28 protein-coding genes and 1 pseudogene are annotated in these 23,087 nt (G+C 48.5%); 14 read left to right on the top strand and 15 right to left on the bottom strand.

All coding sequences use genetic code 11. The features are described from left to right. Positions 1 to 30 precede the first annotated feature (30 nt). Positions 31 to 735, top strand: coding sequence for an alpha/beta hydrolase (locus C7R94_RS15855; RefSeq protein WP_047068502.1), 705 nt, complete (start codon positions 31 to 33; stop codon positions 733 to 735). A gap of 2 nt (positions 736 to 737) precedes the next feature. On the opposite strand, the gene C7R94_RS30315 is transcribed toward C7R94_RS15855, so the two are convergent. Continuing rightward, positions 738 to 896, bottom strand: coding sequence for a hypothetical protein (locus C7R94_RS30315; RefSeq protein WP_015892263.1), 159 nt, complete (start codon positions 894 to 896; stop codon positions 738 to 740). Positions 897 to 1,041: 145 nt separating this feature from the next. On the opposite strand from C7R94_RS30315, the gene C7R94_RS15850 reads away from it, so the two are divergent. Then, complete coding sequence (locus tag C7R94_RS15850; protein ID WP_047068503.1) at positions 1,042 to 1,551, top strand: YjcG family protein; 510 nt, start codon at positions 1,042 to 1,044, stop codon at positions 1,549 to 1,551. 77 nt (positions 1,552 to 1,628) lie between these two features. Then, entirely contained in the window at positions 1,629 to 2,084 is a 456-nt protein-coding gene (locus tag C7R94_RS15845) for a GNAT family N-acetyltransferase (RefSeq protein ID WP_106782696.1), read from the top strand. 105 nt (positions 2,085 to 2,189) lie between these two features. Here C7R94_RS15845 and C7R94_RS15840 read toward each other — a convergent pair whose 3' ends face one another. Beyond that, a complete protein-coding gene (locus tag C7R94_RS15840; RefSeq protein ID WP_106782694.1) occupies positions 2,190 to 3,089 on the bottom strand; it encodes an NAD(P)-dependent oxidoreductase in 900 nt (299 codons plus the stop codon). 201 nt (positions 3,090 to 3,290) lie between these two features. Between C7R94_RS15840 and C7R94_RS15835 the strand changes: the two genes are divergently transcribed. The 4 genes and pseudogenes from C7R94_RS15835 to C7R94_RS15820 all read left to right on the top strand — a co-directional run. Continuing rightward, positions 3,291 to 3,806 (top strand): TetR/AcrR family transcriptional regulator, encoded by a 516-nt coding sequence (locus C7R94_RS15835; protein WP_106782691.1) that lies wholly within the window; start codon positions 3,291 to 3,293, stop codon positions 3,804 to 3,806. A gap of 110 nt (positions 3,807 to 3,916) precedes the next feature. Further along, positions 3,917 to 4,339 (top strand): DUF3995 domain-containing protein, encoded by a 423-nt coding sequence (locus tag C7R94_RS15830; protein ID WP_106782688.1) that lies wholly within the window; start codon positions 3,917 to 3,919, stop codon positions 4,337 to 4,339. Between the two features lie 160 nt (positions 4,340 to 4,499). Next, positions 4,500 to 4,982, top strand: a complete 483-nt coding sequence (locus tag C7R94_RS15825) for a hypothetical protein (RefSeq protein WP_106782686.1) — start codon at positions 4,500 to 4,502, stop codon at positions 4,980 to 4,982. A gap of 185 nt (positions 4,983 to 5,167) precedes the next feature. Continuing rightward, positions 5,168 to 5,335 (top strand): annotated as a pseudogene (locus C7R94_RS15820) (RCC1-like domain-containing protein); the annotation flags it as partial. Between the two features lie 128 nt (positions 5,336 to 5,463). Here C7R94_RS15820 and C7R94_RS15815 read toward each other — a convergent pair. After that, on the bottom strand, positions 5,464 to 6,309 hold the full coding sequence (locus C7R94_RS15815; RefSeq protein WP_106782682.1) for a PHP domain-containing protein: 846 nt from the start codon (positions 6,307 to 6,309) through the stop codon (positions 5,464 to 5,466). Positions 6,310 to 6,416: 107 nt separating this feature from the next. On the opposite strand from C7R94_RS15815, the gene C7R94_RS15810 reads away from it, so the two are divergent. Next, a complete protein-coding gene (locus C7R94_RS15810; protein WP_047068510.1) occupies positions 6,417 to 6,779 on the top strand; it encodes a hypothetical protein in 363 nt (120 codons plus the stop codon). Here C7R94_RS15810 and C7R94_RS15805 read toward each other — a convergent pair. Further along, a complete protein-coding gene (locus C7R94_RS15805; protein ID WP_106782680.1) occupies positions 6,749 to 7,678 on the bottom strand; it encodes an MBL fold metallo-hydrolase in 930 nt (309 codons plus the stop codon). The two genes, C7R94_RS15810 and C7R94_RS15805, sit on opposite strands and share 31 nt — an antisense overlap. 86 nt (positions 7,679 to 7,764) lie before the next feature. Continuing rightward, positions 7,765 to 8,409, bottom strand: coding sequence for a YitT family protein (locus C7R94_RS15800; RefSeq protein ID WP_233220575.1), 645 nt, complete (start codon positions 8,407 to 8,409; stop codon positions 7,765 to 7,767). Between the two features lie 283 nt (positions 8,410 to 8,692). Between C7R94_RS15800 and C7R94_RS15795 the strand changes: the two genes are divergently transcribed. After that, entirely contained in the window at positions 8,693 to 10,057 is a 1,365-nt protein-coding gene (locus tag C7R94_RS15795; protein WP_047068513.1) for a hemolysin family protein, read from the top strand. Between the two features lie 71 nt (positions 10,058 to 10,128). Beyond that, positions 10,129 to 12,543, top strand: a complete 2,415-nt coding sequence (locus C7R94_RS15790) for a UvrD-helicase domain-containing protein (RefSeq protein WP_106783216.1) — start codon at positions 10,129 to 10,131, stop codon at positions 12,541 to 12,543. A 154-nt stretch (positions 12,544 to 12,697) separates the two neighbouring features. On the opposite strand, the gene fabI is transcribed toward C7R94_RS15790, so the two are convergent. From fabI to C7R94_RS15780, 3 genes are all read right to left on the bottom strand, one after another. Then, positions 12,698 to 13,471: an enoyl-ACP reductase FabI gene (gene fabI / locus C7R94_RS15785; protein ID WP_106782677.1), complete on the bottom strand. Its 774-nt coding sequence runs from the start codon at positions 13,469 to 13,471 to the stop codon at positions 12,698 to 12,700. 96 nt (positions 13,472 to 13,567) lie between these two features. Next, positions 13,568 to 13,735, bottom strand: a complete 168-nt coding sequence (locus C7R94_RS30060) for a hypothetical protein (RefSeq protein WP_158264684.1) — start codon at positions 13,733 to 13,735, stop codon at positions 13,568 to 13,570. 38 nt (positions 13,736 to 13,773) lie between these two features. Next, on the bottom strand, positions 13,774 to 14,499 hold the full coding sequence (locus C7R94_RS15780) for a ZIP family metal transporter (RefSeq protein ID WP_106782673.1): 726 nt from the start codon (positions 14,497 to 14,499) through the stop codon (positions 13,774 to 13,776). Between the two features lie 233 nt (positions 14,500 to 14,732). Here C7R94_RS15780 and C7R94_RS15775 point away from each other — a divergent pair, with 233 nt between their 5' ends. Then, a complete protein-coding gene (locus tag C7R94_RS15775; protein WP_106782669.1) occupies positions 14,733 to 15,350 on the top strand; it encodes a MerR family transcriptional regulator in 618 nt (205 codons plus the stop codon). Positions 15,351 to 15,501: 151 nt separating this feature from the next. Further along, the gene (locus C7R94_RS15770) at positions 15,502 to 16,590 is read left to right on the top strand and encodes an HD-GYP domain-containing protein (RefSeq protein WP_047068516.1); all 1,089 of its coding nucleotides are present in this window, start codon (positions 15,502 to 15,504) and stop codon (positions 16,588 to 16,590) included. Positions 16,591 to 16,631: 41 nt separating this feature from the next. Here C7R94_RS15770 and C7R94_RS15765 read toward each other — a convergent pair whose 3' ends face one another. Then, on the bottom strand, positions 16,632 to 17,312 hold the full coding sequence (locus C7R94_RS15765; protein ID WP_106782665.1) for a TerC family protein: 681 nt from the start codon (positions 17,310 to 17,312) through the stop codon (positions 16,632 to 16,634). 86 nt (positions 17,313 to 17,398) lie between these two features. On the opposite strand from C7R94_RS15765, the gene C7R94_RS15760 reads away from it, so the two are divergent. Both C7R94_RS15760 and C7R94_RS15755 read left to right on the top strand, forming a co-directional pair. Further along, positions 17,399 to 17,920, top strand: a complete 522-nt coding sequence (locus tag C7R94_RS15760) for a hypothetical protein (RefSeq protein WP_015892281.1) — start codon at positions 17,399 to 17,401, stop codon at positions 17,918 to 17,920. A gap of 136 nt (positions 17,921 to 18,056) precedes the next feature. Further along, positions 18,057 to 18,536 (top strand): chemotaxis protein CheW, encoded by a 480-nt coding sequence (locus C7R94_RS15755; RefSeq protein WP_106782662.1) that lies wholly within the window; start codon positions 18,057 to 18,059, stop codon positions 18,534 to 18,536. Positions 18,537 to 18,572: 36 nt separating this feature from the next. Here the strand turns inward: C7R94_RS15755 and C7R94_RS15750 are convergent, their stop codons facing one another. The 6 genes from C7R94_RS15750 to C7R94_RS15725 form a co-directional block, all read right to left on the bottom strand. Then, complete coding sequence (locus tag C7R94_RS15750) at positions 18,573 to 19,241, bottom strand: hypothetical protein (protein WP_047068519.1); 669 nt, start codon at positions 19,239 to 19,241, stop codon at positions 18,573 to 18,575. A gap of 49 nt (positions 19,242 to 19,290) precedes the next feature. Next, complete coding sequence (thpR, locus tag C7R94_RS15745; protein ID WP_106782659.1) at positions 19,291 to 19,887, bottom strand: RNA 2',3'-cyclic phosphodiesterase; 597 nt, start codon at positions 19,885 to 19,887, stop codon at positions 19,291 to 19,293. Between the two features lie 63 nt (positions 19,888 to 19,950). Continuing rightward, positions 19,951 to 20,433: a hypothetical protein gene (locus tag C7R94_RS15740; RefSeq protein ID WP_106782655.1), complete on the bottom strand. Its 483-nt coding sequence runs from the start codon at positions 20,431 to 20,433 to the stop codon at positions 19,951 to 19,953. 149 nt (positions 20,434 to 20,582) lie between these two features. Further along, entirely contained in the window at positions 20,583 to 21,623 is a 1,041-nt protein-coding gene (locus C7R94_RS15735) for a hypothetical protein (RefSeq protein ID WP_106782651.1), read from the bottom strand. A 3-nt stretch (positions 21,624 to 21,626) separates the two neighbouring features. Continuing rightward, entirely contained in the window at positions 21,627 to 22,448 is an 822-nt protein-coding gene (gene surE, locus C7R94_RS15730) for a 5'/3'-nucleotidase SurE (RefSeq protein WP_174769382.1), read from the bottom strand. 108 nt (positions 22,449 to 22,556) lie between these two features. Next, positions 22,557 to 22,988 carry a tellurite resistance TerB family protein gene (locus tag C7R94_RS15725; protein WP_047068523.1) on the bottom strand — a complete coding sequence of 144 codons (432 nt, stop codon included), beginning with the start codon at positions 22,986 to 22,988 and terminating at the stop codon, positions 22,557 to 22,559. Positions 22,989 to 23,087 lie beyond the last annotated feature (99 nt).

Genomic DNA, 23,087 nt, shown 5'->3' with positions numbered 1-23,087 from the left:
ACAGAATATCCCATTAAGGAGGACAACGCAGTGGCCCTTGAGGAAATCATCTTGGAAAGCCGGCATTTGGGGACGCCGGAAAAGCTGATTGTCTACACACCCCAACGCTACTCGCCACTCTATTCGTATCCAGTCCTCTACGTGCAGGATGGAGAAGACTACTTGGCAATGGGCAGGATGGCTTCTTTGCTGGATCAATTAAATCGGGACAAAGAATTGCCTGATATCATCGCTGTCTTTCTCCCTGTCGAGAAAAGCAGACGAAACGACCGTTATCATCCGGATGGCAAGGAGCACATGGCCTACCGACGCTTCCTCGCCGAAGAAGTCGTGAGCTATGTCGATACGCATTACTCTACACATCCTTTGGGAAACGCACGAACACTGCTTGGCGAATCTTTGGGCGGGGTTGTCTCTCTGTTCACTGCTCTTAACTATCCGCATACGTTTGGACAAGTTGCCTGCCAGTCGATTGCCATGGACGCAAAGTTAAATCGTCTGGTAGCTGACACTGACTTTTCCGTACCGCAAACCATTTATTTAGAAATCGGGACAGAGGAGACTGCGGTAAGCACAGGCCGAGGCACATTGAATCTTCTAGCAGCCAATGAGGAACTGCGCGAGATTTTGGGCACGAAAAAAGCCACCCTCGTTTATGAGACGTTTGAGGGTGACCATACGTGGGGCCATTGGCAGCGCAATTTACCGCGTATGCTAAAGACGCTTTACGGGTAAACTTACCGTGGCTGTTCTTCTTGTGGACCTTCATCCTTGATAGTCGATACGAGTGCCTCTTCGAATTCTCCTTTTCGTATCGCGGTCAAGATCGTGAAGGTCAGCACAGACAGTAGAAGCAGAACGAGAAAAATGAATGTGATCATCATAGCCGTATGCATGCAGTGCGGCACCTCCTTGCACTACACAGTCTTTCCTTTGGCGCAAGGAATATACGGACCCACGCTTAACATTACACAAATGAAGAATTTTCTGTTAAAATAAGTTCTTGTAGAGCATGATAGATAGTAAGGAGGAGTGGTTCTGATGATGTACAGTATCGTAATATTCCCATCTAGCAAGGTGCAAGAAGTAGCCAACTCTTACCGGAAACGTTATGACCCAGGCTATGCTTTGGTTCCTCCATATATCCGTTTGAAGGAAGCCTTTGAGCTGGACGAAGCCAAGCTGCCTGAGCTGGTGAGCCATCTGGAGCAAGTTGCCTCCTCTACCGACAGCTTTTCAGCTCAATTCCATCGGGTATCTTCTTTCCACCCTACCAACAACGTGATCTATTTGGCTGTGCAAAACAAAGAACCATTTAACGAGCTGCATCAAAAAATTGCCAATCAGTGTGTGAATGAAAAAGAAACCTACGCATACGTACCGCATCTGACCATCGGGCGCGACCTATCCGACGATGAGCTGCGTGATGTAACCGGCCAACTGAGCATGGCAAAAATTGACCTGACCAGCGAGATTGATCGCTTCCACTTGATTTATCAGCTTGAGGATGGCATCTGGAGCGTTTACCAGACTTTCCTTCTCAAAAAATAAACACCCTTTCCTCAAACACCAACCCTCCCCGCGAATAATCGTAGGGAGGGATATTTTCTAAAAAAGGACGAATACCGATGAACCTGCAAACCTACCAGATCCAAAGAGTCACCACTGAACAAGAATTGGCGGATGCCTTGTCCGTACGCCGAGTTGTTTTCATCGAGGAACAGGAAGTACCGGAAGAGTTGGAAATCGATGAGCATGACACACTGGATGGCGGGACGATTCATTTTGTGACCTACCGCGATGGAAAACCTGTGGGCGCAAGCCGTATCCGTACCTACGCACCTGGCGTGGGAAAAATTGAACGGGTGGCGGTTGCCAAAACAGAACGCGGTACCGGGCTGGGCCGCCAAATCATGCTCGCGATGGAAGAGCTGGCCAAAAAACACGGGTATGACAGCCTGAAGCTAAACGCACAGACACAAGCCCAACGGTTTTACGAAAAACTCGGCTATGAACCTTTTGGCGACTTATTTGACGATGCGGGTATCGAGCATATTGCGATGGTCAAATCCATTCGCGAATAACAGAGGCTGCGCGCAGCTTCATACCCTCATTCGGAAAAACAACCTCGTTTTCGCTATAATCATCATGCGAAGCGAGGTTGTTTTTCATTGGCACCAGAAAAAGAATTATTTCACCAGCGGTTTCCGGATTGCCTCAATCACGCGATCCAAAGAGTCAGCACCGTAGCCCTCTGCTACTTTCTGTGTGGCCAATGCTAACAGTGGCTTCAACCAATCAACGGGGATTCCCTGTTCCTCGCTTGCTTGGATGATGTGTTCAAGTCCGAGCTTGTTCGTATTCAAATTGGACACATCCGTTGTGAAGTTTCCTTCATCACGGGCACGTGCGGCGACCGGATCTGATAAGAGCGGAGCAATCACGTGATTTACCCAGTTGGTTGCGTATGGGAGAAACTCTGTTCCTGTTATGTTTGCCGTACTTAACAAGGCGTGAGCATGCATGGACCCATACCAAGCCCCATACATCATGGTGAGCAGCGACAAATCATAGATCAACGGAACACTATAGTCTTCACCGAGATAGGCAGCGTTCCCTCCCAACAGTTTCAATGTCGGTTCATATGCTTCAAATAGAGCCTTCGACCCACCGTAGAAAATGAGTGTTTCGGGCAGTCCAATCATTTGAGGGATAGCCATGATCGCTCCATCCAGATACTGCCCATCGCGCTCACTCATCCATTTGGCAGTCTTGCGTGCATCCTCCGGTGTTCCGGTAGTGAGGTTGACGACGACACGCCCTGACAGTTCACTTCCCAAGGGCTCCAGCAGCTCTTGCATGACTTTGTAGGTCGATAAGCAGACAACCACCAAGCTGCTTGCCGCGATCGCCTCTCTCACACTGCCCGCCAGCACTGCCCCCTTCTCGACTAGCCCTTTCGCTTTATCTGCTGAGCGGTTCCAGACAGTCGTTGGATGACCGCCTTTTAGAAAAGCATCTGCGAGTGCTACTCCCATATGGCCAAGGCCAATAACAGTTACAGACGCAGGAACAGATGTTGATTTCACAAGTCGACACTCCATTCGCTTTATTTTTTTGCGAGCGAAATGATCCGGCGCTTCATGCCATGTCTATCGCTCTTGATTGCGATTCTAAAGCTTGACACTAGTGTGAATGTCAATACAAAAATCAATGCTTCTTGACACTTCACACTTGGTGGAATAACATGGAGACAAAAACATACGATGCCGTATCTTTTGGGGTGAACCATGCAATACGTACGTGAAGATTGGATTCGGGCGGGGCTCGATATGTTAGCTGAAGCAGGTATTGACGCTGTCCGTGTGGAGCCTCTCGCCAGAAAACTAAAGATCAGCAAGGGGAGCTTTTATCATCACTTTCCAGATCGTCAAGCGCTACTGGACTCCATGATCGACTATTGGGAGGAGCATGCGACCGAGCGGATCATTCGAGCGCCACACTCGGACAACATGTCGTTGGAACAGCTGTTGTCGAGCGTTTTTAGCAGCGAGCGAAAAATCGAAGCCGCTATCTACAACTGGGCGAAACAGCATCCTGCCCTTTCCAAACGTCTCGTGGAAATCGAGCAGCGCAGGATCGGCTTCGTTGCCTCCTTGTATGAGAAAAAAGGGCTGCCTCCCGCTGATGCAAAGGCACGCGCTCAGCTCGCGTACCTCCTCTATGTTGGTTGGCTCGTGCGCAGAGAGCTGGAAGCGCCTTTTGATATATCCGCATCCTTGGATCATTTTATGACTTGGATTTGATTACCCTTTTCCTGCCTGAAAGACTGTCTATTGCGCAGGGACCTTTTTACCCAAAACATACGGATGCGTATTTTTCACAAAATCCTTACGAATCGATAGGAGGTATTCCTATGACGCATGTTTTCTCAATCTCATCTGCTTTCTTCTTAGTCATCGTGTCCTTGCTACATTTTTATTGGGCCTTCGGAGGAAAATGGGGGACCGATTCCGTCATTCCCACAACCGCCGATCATTCACGCCGGACTTTTTCCCCTGGGAAAGGCGGAACGATCATAGTGGCCTGCTTGCTGACTTGCGCCGCTTACCTTTTGCTTGCCCAGAGCGGTTATCTCCCGCTCGTAATAGCCCCTTCTTTGATTCAATGGGGATGCATTGCCTGTGCCGCTGTATTTCTCCTGCGCGCTGTGGGAGACTTCAACTACATTGGCGCTTTTAAAAAAGTAAAAAATACAAAGTTTGCCCGTCAAGATACGGCATTGTATACCCCTCTATGCTTGTGGTTAGGGATATCCTTTCTGCTCGCATTGTTTTAATTTACCAAAAACTCTCTTCCCATTGTTCTGAGTAATTAAAGTTGTGGACTGAAAAATAAAGTGTTAGACAGGCGACGCTGTTAAGCTAACGGGCAGTTTAGTGTAATTTGTTGGTTTTTGATATGCTTATTTCAAAAGCAATATATGAGGATGGAATGAAATGAACAATCAAAATGTAAACAACAAAATTGTAATTTGTGATTTTGTAGGGACATATGTAAATGCTTTGACACGAGGCAAGAATTATGAAGTATTAGTTGAAGATGAAGAAAAAAAACAGATAAAAATCGTAGGCGATAATCATCGAGCAAGGTGGTTTAGAAAAAGTCATTTCTTACCTGCTGGAAGTAATGTAACCATAATGCTTTCATGGAAATTTGATGACGAAATAATCGACCCCAGTGAAGAATCATTAGAACATATTGAGGTTACAGTAACATTTAGCAATGGCGAAAAGAGATGGTGTTCAATATGTACGAAAAATGGACTGCGGGACTACATCGAGCGAAACATGTTTGGTAATGTTTTTTTGATTGAGAATGAAATAATAGTAAGAAATTTCTCAAATGAAGTAGTAGATGATGCCTTAAGAGGTTTAGACCAACAGAATCAGTTATTCAGTTCAACTAGGCCGTTAAGCTAACGGGTTCGATAGTGGAACAAACACAAATAGGGCTGCTGATGTTAAACCGGCAGTCTTTGCTCAACTAACAGGCGGGTTAACAAAACCCAAGAACGATAGTTCGTGGTATTAATTCTTGATAGAACGTACAACTCTCGAGTGTAGTTGACCACTGAAAATAGGTCTTGTTTTCAAGGAGGTAAAACATGGATTACATTTCACCGAAAGAAGCGATGTTAAAGGTGAAACGGTGGTCTACAGATACCAAAGCGGTGGGTTCTGCCCATACCGTAGGCCTCAAATCGGACGGCACGGTGGTTGCTGTGGGTAATAATGAATATGGCCAATGCAATGTAAGCGGCTGGCGTGGCATCCGACTGCCCGAAAATTAGTTTTCAATATTATTGCATCGCAACTCAGGGGATGAGAGCTCAATAAAAAACGCCATAAAGCCGCAGACTAAAACTTTATTTTTCAAGTCATAGTCTACGGCTTTTTATTTTTACACCTTCCGCTTCGCTGCAATCGCACGTAGCTGTTCTACAGCATCCATCTCTGCGGTATATGAGCCGAGCATCGCATGAAACGGCTCCTCTCCACGCCAGCCATGGAAATCAGAACCGCCCGTTACAACAAGTCCGTATTGCGCTGCCCACTTGCTGTAGCGCATTTTTTGTACCTCATCGTTGTCTGGGTGGTTGACTTCAATCCCGTCCAATCCGAATACAATCAACTCTTCGACCAGCTCATCATCGTCATACAGACCTGGATGAGCCAGCACCGCCACTCCGCCAGCCTCTTTGATCAGCGTGATCGCTTCCTGCGGGGTAATGCGTGGAGGATTGACATAAGCCGCTCCTCCTTTGCCCAAGTACTTATCGAACGCCTCTGCGATCGTTGAAACGACGCCCAGCTCCATCAGTTCTTCTGCAATATGAGGTCGCCCGATGTTTTTGTCCGTGCCCTGCTTACGGCGGTATACCTTTTCCAATGAGATGTCGATACCGAGCTCTTGTAGCCGTGCGATCAGCAGTTGGTTACGCTCATGCCTTGTCTCTCGCAAACGGAAGAGTCGCTCTTCAAAAGCCGGATCTTCATAAGGGACAAAATAACCGAGAACGTGAATATCCTGCCCCTTCCCTACGGAGCTCACCTCGACTCCCGGAATGATTTCCACGCCGAGTGCGCTGGCAGCCTCGATTGCTTCTGGAATCCCTGCTACCGTGTCGTGATCCGTGATCGCCAGTGCAGCAAGTCCTGCCTCCTTCGCCAACCGTACGTTTTCCGCAGGCTCGCAGGTACCGTCCGACGCTTTTGTATGGGTATGCAAATCTGCCATAAGTTCCATCCTCGTCCACTCCTTCTTTTCTTTATTCTTCAAGTCTGAATCGGTATTGCCGTACATAGTATGAGACTAAGCTCGATTTCTCAATGGTTGAACCGAGGAGGATGTCCATGCGGTTAAAAAACAAGACCCTTACCGGTGTCGTTCAGCCACTCTCTTATGTTGACAAAATGCTGCGGCAACAAGGCTTTCATCGATCAGGCGGGGACAGTATGCCCACGTACGATGTCGTCATGTACGATTCTGCCAGCAGCAGCGCGTATTTTTTGCGCATTCCTACGAACTACACCAGCACAACAACCGGAAAAGGGGAACTGAATGTCAAACTGGGTCATCCGTATTTGGAAGCAAAGTTCTATATGAACACCTCATCCGAAGAAGTTTTTTTCATTCCCAAGGCAGTCCGCGAAGCTGCAGAGCATAAGCTAGCAGAAATCGCCGATTACCTTTCTGCTCCCTCGGCTCCATCCTGAACAGTTCTCCACAGCCACCGATTTTGTTCAAACCGATATGCCACTCTCTTTGTTTTCTGCAACCCGACCAAGTACCCCATAAACGCTGTCCGAAACAGGACATAACTCGAAGCATTCTCTATGGAAATGTGTAACCGCTCACACAGGAGAGTTAACGCTTCGTCTGGTGTTCTCTCCTCTACTAAAATGTCGCAGATCACCGAGAAAATCCGCTCATGCCAAGCAATATTTTTGTTCACGGCATCTTGAGAGGTGGTGGTATATGCTCCGTGCCCAGGCAAGTATCCCCTGTAGTTGGTTGCAAGCAGTTTATGAAGACTGAGCAGGGTCTCATTGGCATCCACAAGAAACGGCAGCTTGTGCTTTTCCAAAACCTCTTCGCCTAAATAACTGTCGGCAGCGAAGCAAATCTCGTCACAGACGACGCCAACCTGTTGCCAGCTATGCCCCGGCAGAGAAAGGATAAAGAAAGGTACGCCAGCAATTTCGATCCCTTCATCCAGTGGAAGGAGGTGGTCTACCCGAGAAGGCTGCGCCAGCAAAAACTTGTTTTTGAGATCCTCAAGCGGAGCTGCACCCATGTTCAAGTAAATGGGCTCAAGTATGGGATTCCGAATGATCGCCTCTTCCAGCGGTGGCGCATAGACCCTTGCTTCGGGCCAGCATCCGAGCAAGTAAGCATTGCCGCCGAAGTGGTCGGCATGAGAATGTGTCTGAATAATTGCACACAAGGGCTGGGCGATAGCGTCCAGTCCTTTCTTGATTTTTTTGGCGTTTTGGGTATCCAGACCAGAATCAATCAGGATCGCTCCATGCTCACCAATGACAAGTCCTATGTTAACATGACCGGGAAAATAGCCGACACGCTCCGTTATCATTTGAAATGCTTGTCCAGACAAAACAGTCCCTCATTTCATCCTTTTCCTATTTATTTTCTCCAAAATATCGCCTTCCCCTTCCCTGTTCCTAAATGTCGTACTCGTGATTACATAGAACGTGGGGAGTTATCATCCACTTTTCGCGAAATAAGCGGGCCTATTATCGTATACGGTGGCAAAGGTCTCCCGAGTCCACTGAACATATGCGTGGTTGCCGCAACTGCGACGATTGTCAGCAACGAGAAAATCATTCTCTCCATCCCGATCGTTTGCGTAGAGCAAAGTACGATCAGCCCATCGATTAAAAAAATCAGCAAAGCAACGCGCAGCTTGTATCGTCTGGCAAGAAATTGCGCGAGCAGGTCTGTCCCGCCCGTATTCGTCTCGTAGGCAAGCATCAAGCCGACACCCATTCCGATTAATACACCGCCAGTAACTGCGGAAAAAGAAGTTGACCATAGATTCCAACCACGCATATCCGAGAGAATGTCTATAAAGAAAGCAGAAATCAGCATGCCGTGAAAGCTGTGAAAAAACAATCTGCGATCATAAAAAAAGACGATGATATACACAGGGATGCTTATCAAAATCATTACCAACCCCGTCGGCATCTGCATGTAATACGTCGCCAACAAACCGATCCCGATCATGCCACCTTCCATTAGGCGATGCGGAACCAAAAACAGATTAACCCCAATGCCTAAAAGCACGCTTCCTGTGAGAATCGCTACACTTTTTTGCAGCCAGTACATGTCGCTCCCCTCCTTGGATCGTGCTCGTTTATGTTTATGATCGGAAAGAAGCAGGTATGTCCAAGCAGCCTCAGAATGCGCTCGTTCAAATCGGAACGTTTTGACTGTTCGGTTGACCTATTGGTATACTTACGAGTAACAAGAAAACCTGTAGCGTGGCTCATGAAAAGCATTTCCATTGCAGGTTTTAGATCGAATATTTATCTGTTTTTGGTCGTACACGTAAAATACCATTATCGTATCGGAGGTGAATGCTCCACCTTTCGCACTGCGGGAGGCGGAGGTGTGCTTGGAGAGTCCGATCGGGGAGATTACGCTGAATCTGCTGCTTGTGGTATTTTTGGTTCTTCTAAACGGCTTCTTCGTCGCAGCAGAATTCTCGTTGGTAAAAGTTCGCCAAACTCGTCTGACCCAGCTCGTCAGCGAAGGCAATAACAAAAGTGCCCGCTACGCGCAAAAAGTCACACGAGAGCTCGATGCCTATCTGTCCGCGTGCCAGCTCGGAATTACGCTAGCTTCGCTGGGGTTAGGCTGGGTCGGTGAGCCTGCCGTCGCCCATTACGTCGCGCCCGTCATGGCATTTTTTCATTTCCCATCTTATTTGGTCGGTCCGACCTCACTTGCGATCGCTTTTGCAATCATCACATTTTTACATATCGTATTCGGAGAGCTTGCGCCTAAGTCTTTGGCGATTCAAAAAGCGGAGGCCACTTCCCTATGGACTGCCGCACCGCTCATGTTCTTCTACAAGCTGAGCTACCCGCTCATCTGGTTTTTAAATGGAGCAGCCAATTTACTGATCAGACGCCTTGGAGTCGAGCCTGCCACCGAAAACGAATCTGCTCATACTGAAGAAGAAATCCGCCTTCTCATGAATCAGAGTCATAAAAGTGGTCACATTGACCAGACAGAGATGGCTCTCGTCGACAATGTCTTCGTGTTTTCCGAACGTCTTGCCCGGGAAATTATGATCCCACGGATTGAAATGATTTGCCTATACGACGACAACACGTTTGACGAAAACCTCGAAATCATGAGAGAATCTCGCCATTCGCGCTTTCCCGTCGCCCATGAGGATAAGGACAGGCTGATTGGCTTTGTGCACATCTCAGATTTTTACCTTTCTGCGCTGACGACAGGGAAGGCAGAGTTAACTGATTTTCTCCGCCCATTATTAACGGTGCCGGAGTCCATGGAAATTAGCCACGTCTTGCGCTTAATGCAAAAACGCCGTTCCCAGCTCGCCATCGTGATTGACGAATACGGAGGTACAGCAGGGTTGTTAACGATGGAAGACATTTTGGAGGAAATCGTCGGTGATATTCAGGATGAGTTCGATGAAAATGAGCGCCCTGAAATTGAAGAAAGCTCTAGCAATACGCTCTCGGTTTCCGGCAAAACTCTCTTGACAGAACTGAATGATTACATATCGATTGAAGTCGTTTCCGACGAAGTCGACACCATTGCCGGATGGCTCTACAGCCAGTTAAATGAAGAGGTCGCGAAAGGCAAAACCGTCACATTCCAAGGCTATCTTTTTGCGATCAGCGAACTGGAAAACCATCGCATTACACGGGTGAGCATCACGTATTTGGGAGCAGAAGATTCGTCTGCTCTTCCTGAGGACATCGTGTCGCTGCACTCCTAATCGAAAAGAACGACCATAATGGCAAGTGTCCCCTGCCGACAGGGGGCACTTCTTGTTTCCGAGGTGTCATGATGAACTACGCTTTACTAGACAACAAACCCATCCTGTTGCTACCACAGAACTACAACCGCATATCGTTTTGGCGCATGGCTGCCCGGCAGGACAAGGTACGCTGTCCAGCCTGTGCATCGGCGCTTCGTCTTCATGCTGGCATCAGCTTTGAGCCTCATTTCTTCCATCCGGAAGGAGCAGAATGCCCGCTTCTGACGGAAAATGGTCCTGCTCCGCTCGATTCGCTGCAAGCGATAAATGAGACGGCTGCCACTGCTTTTCAGGCTGTCTTGGCTATGGCTGAAAAGGAGCACAGCGACGATAACGCGAAAGAACCACTTGCTTTCTCAACTAAGGAGCAGAGCGAGGCATCCATAGACGCAGACGAAACAAATACAGCGACCATCGGCTCCTTTCGCCTTCCAAAAAAGCGAACGATCGGTACAAGCACGACGCCTTCCCCGCCAGCTCCAAAGCCACCGGTTTTCCGCAAACGCTTGATGCCAAAAAAGACCATCTCTCACATGGCTGAGCAAATGCGCGATCAATCCCTGCACCCGGGACAACAGCAAGCGGTGCACGCTACCGAGGGACCTTTTCTCATCCTCGCGGGAGCGGGAAGTGGCAAGACGCGCGTCATGACTGCACGCACGACTCACTTGATCTCAGAGTTGGGTGTAAAGCCGAATCAAATCATGGTTGTGACCTTTACGACCAAAGCCGCCGATGAAATCCGTCAGCGTATTGCCCGGCAGCTACCCGCTGGACAAGCCCGGGAGCTGATTGCCGGTACGTTCCACAGCATCTTTTACCGAATGCTCTTGCATCACCAGCCAGAACGCTGGGATCAACAGCGCCTTTTGAAAAAGGATTGGCAAAAATGGCGATTGATGCGGGAGACCGGTGCACTGCTCGGTCATGACGACCTTGCCACGCTAAAAGAAACAGAGATCACCGAAGCACTCGGCATCGTTAGCCGTTGGAAAAACGAATACATCCTCCCCCATGAGGTCGCGTATCGGGAAGCAACGAGCGATGCAGAAAAACGGGCGATCCAGCTTTATCCTCTATACGAGGCCACAAAGAAAAAGCATCAATGGTTTGACTTTGACGACATGCTCATTGGCTGCTACGAAATGCTGCGCGATGACCCAGGGCTTCTGCGCCGTTATCAGGAACGCATCACCTATGTGATGGTCGATGAGTTTCAGGATATCAATCGCATTCAGTATGAGACGGTCAAGCTATTAGCCGCTCCACAAAACAATTTGTGTGTCATCGGGGATGACGACCAGTCCATTTACGGCTTTCGCGGCAGTGATCCGCAGTACATCTTGGGCTTCACCAAAGACTTTCCGCAGGCGTCGACATTTACACTCGAGGTCAACTACCGTTCCCATTCCTCGATCGTCAGTCTTGGCTATTCGCTGATCGGTCACAACCGGGAGCGTTGGGCAAAGGAATGTCAGTCCTTTCATCGCGAGGAAGGCGACACGTATTTATTCGAGCCGGAAGATGAAGAAGAACAAGCTTCCCGGATCGTCGATGAAATTATCCATCGTCGTGAGCAGGGCGCCATTTTGGGTGAATGCGCGATCTTGTACCGCACCAATGAATCTGCACGCCCCATTTTGGAGCGCCTGAGCGAAGCAGGGATTCCTTTTCATTACACGCAAGAGGAAGATTCCTTTTACCAACGCCAGACGGTTCGCTGGACGCTGAATTATTTGCGGCTTGCGTTAAACCCGGATGACACCGATGCGCTTAAAGAAATACTGTCGACCCTCTACATCTCAGCCGAAATGTGGAATGTCTTGCGCAGCCAAGCCATCATCGAGGACAAGCCGATTCTGCATGTTCTTCCGCATCTGACACAGCTAAAACCGTATCAGCGCAAGCACATGCAGCAAATCAATGAGATTCTCACCGCGTGCAAGGATGTTCCACCTGCTCAGGCGCTGGAGCTCATCTATGAGGATGGCAAACTGCGCGACTATCTAAAAAAACGCGCGAAAGACCGGGAAGATGGCCGGGAACGTTGGAGCGATGAGTTGCAGCAAATCCTGGCAGCTTCCAAGCGCCATGCGACGATTAGCGATTTTTTGGCTTATATCGATCAAATGGCTCGCCAAGAAAAAGAGTGGCGCACGATGCGGCCACTCCCTGACGAAGCTGTTCATGTTTTAAGCATCCATCGGGCAAAAGGTCTCGAATACGACCACGTCTTCTTGCCTGATCTGGTAGAAGGTGCCCTTCCTCATGAGTACACATTGGATGAGCTGCGAAAAGGCGGCTCCGGTGCGCTTGAAGAAGAACGTCGTCTCTTATACGTCGCGATTACCCGGGCCCGTCACAGCTTGTGTATCGGTATCCCCCGGGAGCGATTCGGACGAAAGACCCGCACCTCCCGCTTCATCGCCGAGATGGGCAGGTAAGTACTGAAAGCCGCCGCCCATATAGATCAAAAACTCTTCCATGTTTGTAATTAATGGAAACATAAAAAACAGGCCCCCTTTCACGCATCATTTTTTGGGTATAGTATGCGAGAAAGCGGGGCCTGTTATTCTTTTTCGGGAAATTGACTTCTGGTTAGCCGCCCATAATGCTGTAGCCAGCATCGACGTGCAGAATTTCACCCGTGATTCCTCGGGAGAGATTACTGAACAAGAAGAGAGCGGTGTCGCCTACTTCCGATTGATCAATCGTGCGGCGCAATGGCGCTTTTTCCTCAATTTCTTTCAGTACGGCGTTGAAATTGCGGATTCCTTTTGCAGCAAGCGTACGGATTGGACCAGCGGAGATGGCATTGATACGAATGTTCTCTTTGCCCAGATCGTTTGCCAAATAACGAACAGATGCATCAAGCGCAGCTTTGGCTACACCCATCACGTTGTAGTTTTGAATTACGCGCTCACCGCCAAGGTAAGTCAAAGTCACGATGCTTCCGCCCTCCGTCATCAACGGACGAGCAGCACGAGCAACTGCGACCAGAGAGAATGCGCTAATGTCTTGTGCCAATGCATATCCTTCGCGGGAAGTGTTAACATACTCGCCTTCGAGCTCTTCCGTTTTCGCAAACGCGATGCAGTGCGCTAGACCATGAATAACGCCCACTTTTTCTTTGATTACAGCAAATGCCGCTTCGACATCTTCATCCTTCGTGACATCACAATTTACCAACAGCGACTCTACTCCCAATTTTTCCGTGAGTGCCGCCACGTTTTCACGCAGACGCTCCCCTTGGTACGTAAAAATCAAATTCGCTCCAGCATTATGTAAGGATTGCGCAATTCCCCAGGCAATGCTGCGGTGGTTTGCTACGCCCATGATGACAATGTTCTTTCCTTGCAACAATGTATTCATTATGTATCTGCCCCTTTCCCAACTTATTCCCCTGCATTATAACCGATCTTGTCCAAGGATACGAGTGGGTAAACGGGAGGGGCAGTGTAAAAACCTTTAATCGGTACTTCCAGGCTGATCAGTTAGCGTAGATAGAGCTTCAGAGGAAGCCCACGATTCCTGCAATGGATTCAACGATGTCCCCATGACCGGGAATTCAGTCAATGACTGCAAGAGATCGTCTGTTTTCATTTGCTCTTGATGGTTCATACTGTCAGTCCACACTCCTTCCTCCAGACTAGACTGGCTAGGAATGGGACCTTTTATGCATGCAAGTGGCTCGCGTGTAAAAAAGCAGACAAAATCAGATACACGGCCATCGCGCCAACAAAATAAACCCCGTACTGTGCCTTTTTCGTTTGTCCGATATAAGGGACGAGATGGCTGGCGGATACATACAAAAAAATACCAGTCGTCATGGCCAGCATAATGCCAGACCAATTCGGCGGAAACATTCGCTCTGCAAAACCAAAGCTGAGAGCTCCTGCAATCGTCGCGATCCCAAGGGATGTCGCCCCCAAAAATGCTTTCTTTCTCGAGTTGGTCGCTGCCAGCAAAAGAGAGGCTATGGTTACACCATCGGGAATTTTGTGCAGCAGCATCGCCACCAACACGGAAACCCCAACTTCTGAATCCATCCGCAAGCTCGCCACTAATGAGACGCCTTCGACAAATGCATGCAATAAAAAACCAGTCATGACCCCAATCATTCCCGTGGAGCCAAACTCTCCGCTCGACTTGCTGATTAACTCCAGAGCAAAAAGCGTAACAAAGCCAACGAGCACAAAAGGCATCAACCACAAGCTCTTGTCAGAAAACACATGCGGCATCAAATCCAGCAGCGTAATCGCCAGCAGCAGCCCAGCCCCTGCACTGATCATCGCAAACAATGCCTCGGATGACCAGGCACGCAAACATAACAGCAGTCCCCCGATACTGCTCGCCAAGGCAGCAGTCAAAAGGACAATCCAGAAAACAGATTGCATCATCCGGTCCTCTCCTCACCCAACGAGCAAAAACATGCTTACTCCTTCCATATGTACGCGCCTGTCCCGGTCATTATGAGCAGACAGCCAATTTAGACAAAATACGACGAGCTGTCCGAATCGGACGAAAGATCACTAGTTTTTAGAACCTTTGTCGATTCTCTCTTACCCGGAAAATTTTGGTGCTATAATGAGTCCACCGGGAATACCGAGAGGAAAAAAAGGAGTGATTCGGGATGGATGTACAGGTTTGGATGGCTTCAAAAGAGGTAGCTGATCGCCTTGATGTGCATGTTCGTACACTGCGTAACTGGCTGGACTTGTTCGTACCTGCTCAGGAACGTCTAAAAAATCCGCAGGGTCACTATTTGATCAGCGAAGCAGGCTTTGAACTACTCAAGGAAGTGAAGGAAAGAAAAGACAACGGCAACAGCTCGTTAAAAGATATTCAGCGCCAACTGATAGAAGAAGGTCGCCTGTTCGAAGAAATGCTCATGGAAGAAGAACTCGCAGGTGCGGAAGAAACCGCCGTTACACTCAGCGCCACAAACAAGCTGGGAACGGGCATGCGAGAAGTGGAAATGACAGTCCACGAGACACTCGTCCAATTTCAGCAGGAGCTCACTCAGCTCTCCTCTATGAATCATATGCAATCAACCATTCTGGAAAAGATTGCGGACATTGAAGAAATGCAAGAGTCCCTCCGCTTAGAAATGCGCCGTGTTACTTTTGAACTGGATCTTATGCAACAACGCTTGACTCGTCGCAAGGAGCGCTATGCCCGCTACGAGCCTCGCTGGTCACTCAATCCATTCCGCTGGTTTACCCGTTCAGATCGCGCAGCAGAACAGTAAAGAATATGGGCAAGGAAGAAAATGACAATTAAAAGAAGTCCTTCAACAGCGGTAGTCTCCCTCTGTTCAATTGTGATAAAATGGAACTATATGAACTGACTGAAAATCAGGACTATTTACATTCTATCAAAAAAGGACTGGGGCTTTCGTTGTGAGAAAATTGCATGTTACTTCGGTAAAGCCAGGCGATATCATCGCAAAGAGCATATTTCAGGAAAATGGGAACGTTCTGTTGGGGATCGGGGTACAACTAACTCCCCGTTACATTGAACGACTTGTTCAATTGGGGATTGATACCCTTTACATCCAAGACAAGCACACAGAAGATATCATGCCGGAAGATGTAATCCGCGATGAGACACGTAAAGAAGCCGTGGATGCCGTGTACAAAACAATGACCACCCTCATGGATCAGCCGCAGATCAAGCGCCGTACGTCCGTACCTGATTTCGGGAGCAGTTTTCAAAAGGTTTTTCGGGAAATCTTTCAAGACTTGAGTAGTCGCAAAGACATCTTGGTCAACCTGTCCAGTCTTCATGTATTGGACGGTTACCTTTTTCATCACGCTGTCAATGTCGCCGTTCTATCTGGTGTGGTAGGGATGGCCAAAGGCTACAACCAGCAGCAGATGATGGAATTGGGCATTGGTGCGCTTTTGTTCGACATCGGTATGACACAGGTTCCTAAGGAGCTCTGGACCATGCGTACTGAATTAAGCGCAGAAGAACGGCAACGTGTCCAATACCATACCGAAGAAGGCTTCAATATTTTGCGGAATCAACATAATATCTCGGTCGTCTCCGCACACTGTGCGCTGCAGCACCACGAGAGATACAACGGAACAGGATACCCCCGTCAGCTCTGTGAGAAAAACATTCACGAGTATGCACGCATCGTGGCAATCGCGGATGTTTACGATGCCTTAGTTTCCCCGCGTCCATTTCGGAAAAGCTACTCGCCGAGTGATGCTACCGAGTATCTGTTCGCTACAGGAAACACCTATTTCGACCTCGACCTGCTCAAGCTATTCTTGCAGCACGTCGCCATTTATCCAATTGCTTCTACTGTATTGCTGAGTACAGGACATACTGGGGTCGTTTCCAAAGTGAATCCATTGGCAGTGAATCGGCCCACGATCCGTATTTTAACCAATGAAGATGGATCTGACGTAGCCAGCCCCTATGAAATCGATCTGTACGATAAAGAATGGATGAGCGTGACGATCGTCAAAACCTTATAGCCCAAAGACAAAGCTGAGATTCATTATACATCTCAGTTTTTTCATGCGTGGGTACGTGTTGTTTTCGTACGTTGCAAATACCCCGCAACTAACACGAGAGCGACCAACCCGATTTTGATCGCATATTCGAGCCAACTCCTCCCTGCGATCCACTCACGCACCGTATTTTCCATGAGAATCATATTCGCCGCTGTCACTGCCAGCACACCTGAACCAACATAAACAAGCCATACAAAGCGCTCCATGGCCTTTAAAATAAGCTGGCTACCAAAAACCATGAGAGGCACACTGATTAAGAGGCCCAGCACGATAAGGACGATATCTCCTTGCGCTGCCCCCGCAATAGCGAGCACATTATCCAGTCCCATCATTACATCTGCCACGACAATCGTCTTGACCGCTTGAACCAAGTCTTCACTCGAGTTGATTGCTTCCTCTCGCTCGTCCTCGCGCAACAGGTTGTAACTGATCCATAGCAGAATGATTCCGCCAATCAGGTACAAATACGGGATTTTCAGCAAATAAACAGCAAGAATTGTAGCGATCACGCGTACGATGATAGCAAGAAACGTCCCCCACAAAATGGCTTGTTTTCGTTGTTCGACAGGGAGCTTCCGACAAGCGATGGCAATGACCACCGCATTATCTCCACTTAATACGAGGTTGATGGTTATGATGAGTAGCAGCGACGAAAAAAAAGCAGATTCAAACAAAGGATGCACCCTCCCTGAACTTTTTGAGCCCTACTCGCCACCCTTGTACGGTGCCCCTGATTTTTTGTATGATGGTAACGAGGAGGGTTGTCGAAATGTCGAAACAATTCGTTATAGAAGCGATCATGTTGGCTATCTACGGGGAGTTGATGGTCCCATCGCAACCAGTAGAATATCTGATACCCGCGTCGACAATCTATGAATTGGACGAATTTATCCAGAGTCCTGAACCTATCATGCCCTACTCTGCTGATGATCAGTATGTCCGACGGATTATGAAAGAAATGAGCCAGTTTTTTGCCGATCCATTCAATCGCAAGCGAATGGAAAAAGGACTGATAGCCCCATGGTCCAAGGTTCCCTTTTCTTTTCCGAACGGCGTTACCCTGACGGTGGTAAAAGTAGAGGACAACGCCATGTGGGGGGAGATATTTGATCCCGTAGAGACACAGCTATTGTTGACGGCCATGAAATTTGAGGCCCCACTTCTCACAGACCAGCCTGATTATCAGGATCGGATATTGGAATATATCGTGCCTGTTCAATTTTACGATGTGGATGATTTTGATTTCGCGCTCGAGCAAGGAATTTCATTGAACGACCTTCGTGAACCATAATAGTGCTTGTCTTTCAATCAATCCTCTTGAATCGTTCATAAGTCTTTGCCTAAGACAAAAAAACGTCCTGAGTAGGTTTGTCCATGGTACAATATGGGTAAAGACATGGAAAGCGGTTCGGGGAGGAATCATGCATATGGAAATGACAAAAAGAAGCAACGGTTCGGATTGGGAAGCAGAAGCAGCTGTTGACCAACAGATTTTGTTTAAAATGGGGAATGAATATTACGGACTGTCGATTTCGCTCGTACGTGAGATTATCAAGCCGCTGCCCATTACACGATTTCCTAAATCTCCACCTTATGTCGAAGGAGTCATTGATCTGCGTGGGCGGATTTTACCGATAATCAACTTGCGGAAAATGTTTGATTTGGAACCTATGGAAGAAACGGATGACACTCGCTTTGTCGACTTGCAGATGGATGGGTTGAACATCGGGATTATCGTGGATGCGGTCTCTGAGGTCATGAATATTCCGGAGAGCTTGATCGAGCCTGCACCACCCATTATCGCTGGTGTAGAGGGCAAGTATTTGCACGGTATTGCCCGTTTGAACGACAAGCTGATCATGCTGCTTGATGTGGATGAAATTTTTGGACAGTGGAAAAAGAAGTAAGCGGCAGTGTAAAGCCCAGTGCGAAGATGCACTGGGCTACTCTCTTCCTCCGCTTGCTAAATACGCAAAGTTGACCCACACCATCTCTTCGATTCCCAAAATTTCTTTGAACAGGTCAACCGAGTCGTACAGCAGTGAAGCCCCTGTGTCGTCATCGACGTTCGTCAACAACTGCAAATCAAAAAGGGAACGTAACTGCTGAATCTGCTTCGGACCCACGATCCGACTAAACGACTGCGGCTTGATACGTGTGATCCCCTTACCTACCTCGCGCCGATACAACTCCGAACGCACTACCCTCTCCAGTATGTCTTCATACTTTTGCCGAACGTCCTCGCTGTCTACAATTCCTTCCTGCAGGTCAATCTCTGGGTAAAGCCTGCCAAACTCGGCTTCCGCCATTTCCACATCGAGCGAGTAGCTGATTGTCGCTGACGCAACCTCGAAGCCTGCATCGAACAAGCGAAAGCCCCAGCCGTTGTCCTCAGCGTCATGAAACCAGAGGAGGGGAACGAATTGCTTGGACAGTCTCAGCAAAAAATCAATCGTCATGGAGGTTTCCAGCCACTCATCCTGCAGGAAAAATGCATTCCAGTCGCTGTTGACGTTTCTGTGGAAGTATGGCTGCTCTGTCTTGGATAAGGCAATCAGTACTTTCGGTTCGTATTTGCGTGGATAAAGAATGCCGGTCGTGAACTCACCCATCCGTTTTCCACCGCTTTCTGGAAGGCTTCCCTGATCCTTTCTTCTTAGTCTATTCAGGCAACGCTTGTTTTTTGCTGTGATCTTTATCAAACGTGCTCGTGTGGATAATCGTATGTACCGCGCCCTTCGGCAAGAGCTCGGAACGATACAAATGGACATGCCGTGCCTTCCATTGTGGCGGCTCCTGAGCTAAATAACGTTCATTCCAATCCAAGAGGGCTAGCTCATCCTCACTGCGATGCGGACCACGTGCAAGCGTAATATGCGGCCGATACCGCTTCCGATCGTAGGACAAGCCTTCGTGCAATTCGAACCTTCTGCCCAACAATAAATGCAGCTGCTTGAGAGAAGAAAGCTGACCGCGCAATCCCAGCCAGAGCACACGTGGATGCAGGGCATTCGGAAAAACCCCAAAGCCGCCAACACACAGGGTAATTGGCTGGATGATCGCGCTGACAATATCCATGTCCTCACAGATAGCGGGTACGAGCGATTCATCCACTTCTCCAAGGAAATGCAGAGTCAAATGCAAATTAGCGAGAGACTGCCACCTGTCCACCGTCACATCTTGCTTCAACCGTTTTTGAACATCGGCAATATAAGCGGCAGCTTCAGCTGGAATATCCAGTGCTATGAATAAGCGCATTTCTGTCCTCCTTCGAAAAAAATAGCCCTCCTGTGACGGAGAGCCATTCTCTTTCATGCCGCGTTAGGCAGCCATCATCTTTCCGGTTACGATTCCCAAAACACTCCTGACATATTCCGCAAGACGATTCGTTCCAGGCTGATAGGTAAAGCGCAGGGTCAGCTCACTGTGACCCACATGGCCAGCGGGAGGGATATTCCAGAAGTACTCTCCTTCCCCGTATAAAAACTCTTCAATGCGTTGCTTCTTTCCTTCGATATCGATACTCGGATCATGCGTCAAAGAAAACTTCATCATAACAGAAAACGAATCTGTCCAAACGTGATCGCGCTTATGTAATTTCCCATGGATAACAACTAAACCGGCTTCTCCCCACAGATTGTACTCGAGCAAAGCCTGAAACTGCGGATGTACTTGCAACTCCAAGGCAGGAAGCCCTCCTTCGATTGTAAGTGCATGACGTTGTGCCAGTTGCTCAACCTCCCCTTGAAAACGGTGGGCGCATTCAGAAACAGCCTGGAACAAATTGGGTTCAACAGCGTACATCGTCGTCACCTCTCCCCAATGGAATGTCTGTCTTACCTAATTCGAATTCCCGCTTGTCATATCCTTTGTTGAAAAATGACTTATTTACCCATATTTCATCGAAGACGAAAAAATTCCGGGGAGAGTCTTTTTTCACAATCTCTCAACAATTACAGGTAAGGGACAGGCATTCCCGGAAACGCTTTCGCAAACACCTGCGCGAGTCGGTTCTGTACCTCTTCATCCAGCTCCAAATGATAGAGGCGACCGTTCTCATAACGCAATAGTGGATAGGCTCCCAACTGCAAGGGAGAAGCGTCCTGCGTCTGCACGTACTCCGGCAAGGTCATCAAAAAGCGCGAGAACGGATTCGCTTCATCCTCTGACATATGAACGACCTCGAATAAATGCGAGAGACTTGGTGTCAGCACGAGCATCGCGTAATCGCCCGCTTCCGCAGCCCATACAGTAAACGACGTATTCCGGACCTCGCTGCGGGCGTGCCTGCGCATGACCCATACTGCTTGCTGCACAGTGCTCATCAATAAATGCTGCGCTCCTTCTTCCCCATGGACATCTCTCATGTGCTTGTAACGCAATACGAAGGCCATCCCGGATTCTGTAAAAACAGATGCAGGCAAGCTCATCGCTGAGATGCTTTCGATCTCTTCCTCACGCACCTGCACCTCTTCTGGGAGTGTATCGGGTGTTCCCTCATAAAGCGCCTGAATCATCTCATGCGTACGGGCCACTTCCGCTGGCGAAAAAGAAATCGACTCGGAATAGATGTGGGTAAGCTCACAATCCGCGTAAGCCAAGTAGTGTAAAGAAGTATACGGCTGCTCGATCAATCTCAATGCCATGCTTCGCTCATCCGCACGCGCTATGTCGAACGTCAAGGGAAACCCAAGTGGATTCAACGGGTCCGACAGTGTCCAAATGACCGCGAGCAGTTTATTTTGATACGTCTTGAATTCGAGCGAAACGGCATCTCTCGTCTGCTCGCTGAAAGCATCCACCGATTCGAACACCAAATACAGCTCCACTTCCCCAGTGCCACTAAGACGGACAAAGTAAGGAAGCCCCTCTTCCTCTGCCAGCTTGTACAAATCGTGATAAACCACTGGATCGAGCACCTCTCCCTGTGTTGACTCATCTGGAGAACACAGGGTGTCATCGGGGGTTAGCGGAGGAAAAAAATCGTCGTTCATACGTTATTCCTCCTGTTTTCCCCAAGCTTTTAGCAATGCCCAATTGTCCATTTGTTGCAAGAGAGTCCGATCTGTCGCGTCAATGTGGACAGGGGTAATCGCAATATAGCCATGCTTGAGCAAATCATAGTCCAGCGGCTCCGCAAGTGGCATGACTTGAGGATACTCACGGGCCAAATAATAGCCTTCCGCTTCTTCGCTATATTTGTCTTCATAGTGGTTCATGGACAGGGTGGCCGGAACCATTCCTTTTACCTCAGCCAGCGGTACATGCGGGATATTGATATTCCAGAATACCTCTGACGCCAGTTCTCCTTTGACCGCGCGATCGCTGAACTCTTTTACAAGCGGACGAATCATCTCCACTACATCGCCATAGTTGTCTTGGTCGAACCAGTTATCATAGGAAAGGGCAACACCAGGAACCCCCAAGATTACTGCTTCTCTGGCACCACTGCACGTACCGGAGTAATAAATATCACGACCGAGATTCGTCCCGACGTTAATCCCCGAGAATACAATATCCGGCTTTTTCCCATGTTCAAACAGGAGATGGTAAGCAGCTTTTACACAGTCTGCAGGGTTGCCATTGACCGCCCACGCTTTCACCGGCATTCCGTAAAAATCACGCTGTTCGGGCGAGAGGGCACTCCGATAAGTGATTCCGTGTCCGACCCCGCTTTTCTCTTCGACCGGTGCTACGATATAGACTTCCGCTCCCTCCAAAGTGAGCAAAGCTTCTACCAACCGCTTGATACCAAGAGCATCGATGCCATCATCATTCGTAACCAAGATCCGCAAAATAGGGTCTCCTCCTTCATCCATAGCGTTGCCACTTGCTGAGACGTTATTTTTCTTATTGTACTGTAGAAAACGAGGCTGCGCCAAGCTTCCTCCTCAAACGAAAGGACCCCAATCATATTGGGGCCCCGGCTATTCTTCTACAATATCTTTCCATCGTTCGCGCCAAACAATCCCTTCGCGAATCCACTCTTCTACTTGACGCTGCTTTTCCTCCGAGATTCCGATCAGGCAAGCGATGCGGGCAATCTCTTTTGTCTCCGACGCGGATAGCTTCCGATCGATCAATGCCATGTGGTAGAGCTTGCGCATCATAACGAGCTTTTCAGCCTGGGTCATGGCTACCAGGTCTTCCACGATCACTTCCGGACGCTTTGGATAGTCCATATCATCCATTAAAATTTGTCGTTCTTTCAATGTAAAATGCTCCGAATTCACGATTTCATGAATACGGTCCATTTCTTTATTTCCTATATAACCGTCAGCGTGCCCGACGCAGATCATCAAGCGAATGGACGCAAACAAAATGTGTTTGTCCTTTTCGATTTTGGTATACACCGGCATAGTTCCTCCTCAAAAAACTTTATGAGCATAATAAATATCTACATACGATAATACGATGAAAAACGAAAGCGGTTTCACATGATTATGTGACAAATTTAT

Source organism: Brevibacillus sp. NRRL NRS-603, from assembly GCF_003013445.1.
Classification (GTDB): domain Bacteria; phylum Bacillota; class Bacilli; order Brevibacillales; family Brevibacillaceae; genus Brevibacillus; species Brevibacillus formosus.
The sequence above is the reverse complement of the archived record's forward strand: the minus strand, read 5'-3'. Positions and strand labels throughout refer to the sequence as shown.

Excerpts from the sequence above, each read along its gene's own strand:
- C7R94_RS30315 (WP_015892263.1), bottom strand. The coding sequence starts at position 896 with ATGCATACGGCTATGATGATCACATTCATTTTTCTCGTTCTGCTTCTA.
- C7R94_RS15850 (WP_047068503.1), top strand. The coding sequence starts at position 1,042 with ATGATGTACAGTATCGTAATATTCCCATCTAGCAAGGTGCAAGAAGTA.
- C7R94_RS15845 (WP_106782696.1), top strand. The coding sequence starts at position 1,629 with ATGAACCTGCAAACCTACCAGATCCAAAGAGTCACCACTGAACAAGAA.
- C7R94_RS15835 (WP_106782691.1), top strand. The coding sequence starts at position 3,291 with ATGCAATACGTACGTGAAGATTGGATTCGGGCGGGGCTCGATATGTTA.
- C7R94_RS15830 (WP_106782688.1), top strand. The coding sequence starts at position 3,917 with ATGACGCATGTTTTCTCAATCTCATCTGCTTTCTTCTTAGTCATCGTG.
- C7R94_RS15825 (WP_106782686.1), top strand. The coding sequence starts at position 4,500 with ATGAACAATCAAAATGTAAACAACAAAATTGTAATTTGTGATTTTGTA.
- C7R94_RS15815 (WP_106782682.1), bottom strand. The coding sequence starts at position 6,309 with ATGGAACTTATGGCAGATTTGCATACCCATACAAAAGCGTCGGACGGT.
- C7R94_RS15810 (WP_047068510.1), top strand. The coding sequence starts at position 6,417 with ATGCGGTTAAAAAACAAGACCCTTACCGGTGTCGTTCAGCCACTCTCT.
- C7R94_RS15800 (WP_233220575.1), bottom strand. The coding sequence starts at position 8,409 with ATGTACTGGCTGCAAAAAAGTGTAGCGATTCTCACAGGAAGCGTGCTT.
- C7R94_RS15790 (WP_106783216.1), top strand. The coding sequence starts at position 10,129 with ATGAACTACGCTTTACTAGACAACAAACCCATCCTGTTGCTACCACAG.
- fabI (WP_106782677.1), bottom strand. The coding sequence starts at position 13,471 with ATGAATACATTGTTGCAAGGAAAGAACATTGTCATCATGGGCGTAGCA.
- C7R94_RS15780 (WP_106782673.1), bottom strand. The coding sequence starts at position 14,499 with ATGATGCAATCTGTTTTCTGGATTGTCCTTTTGACTGCTGCCTTGGCG.
- C7R94_RS15775 (WP_106782669.1), top strand. The coding sequence starts at position 14,733 with ATGGATGTACAGGTTTGGATGGCTTCAAAAGAGGTAGCTGATCGCCTT.
- C7R94_RS15760 (WP_015892281.1), top strand. The coding sequence starts at position 17,399 with ATGTCGAAACAATTCGTTATAGAAGCGATCATGTTGGCTATCTACGGG.
- C7R94_RS15755 (WP_106782662.1), top strand. The coding sequence starts at position 18,057 with ATGGAAATGACAAAAAGAAGCAACGGTTCGGATTGGGAAGCAGAAGCA.
- C7R94_RS15750 (WP_047068519.1), bottom strand. The coding sequence starts at position 19,241 with ATGGGTGAGTTCACGACCGGCATTCTTTATCCACGCAAATACGAACCG.
- thpR (WP_106782659.1), bottom strand. The coding sequence starts at position 19,887 with ATGCGCTTATTCATAGCACTGGATATTCCAGCTGAAGCTGCCGCTTAT.
- C7R94_RS15740 (WP_106782655.1), bottom strand. The coding sequence starts at position 20,433 with ATGTACGCTGTTGAACCCAATTTGTTCCAGGCTGTTTCTGAATGCGCC.
- C7R94_RS15735 (WP_106782651.1), bottom strand. The coding sequence starts at position 21,623 with ATGAACGACGATTTTTTTCCTCCGCTAACCCCCGATGACACCCTGTGT.
- surE (WP_174769382.1), bottom strand. The coding sequence starts at position 22,448 with ATGGATGAAGGAGGAGACCCTATTTTGCGGATCTTGGTTACGAATGAT.
- C7R94_RS15725 (WP_047068523.1), bottom strand. The coding sequence starts at position 22,988 with ATGCCGGTGTATACCAAAATCGAAAAGGACAAACACATTTTGTTTGCG.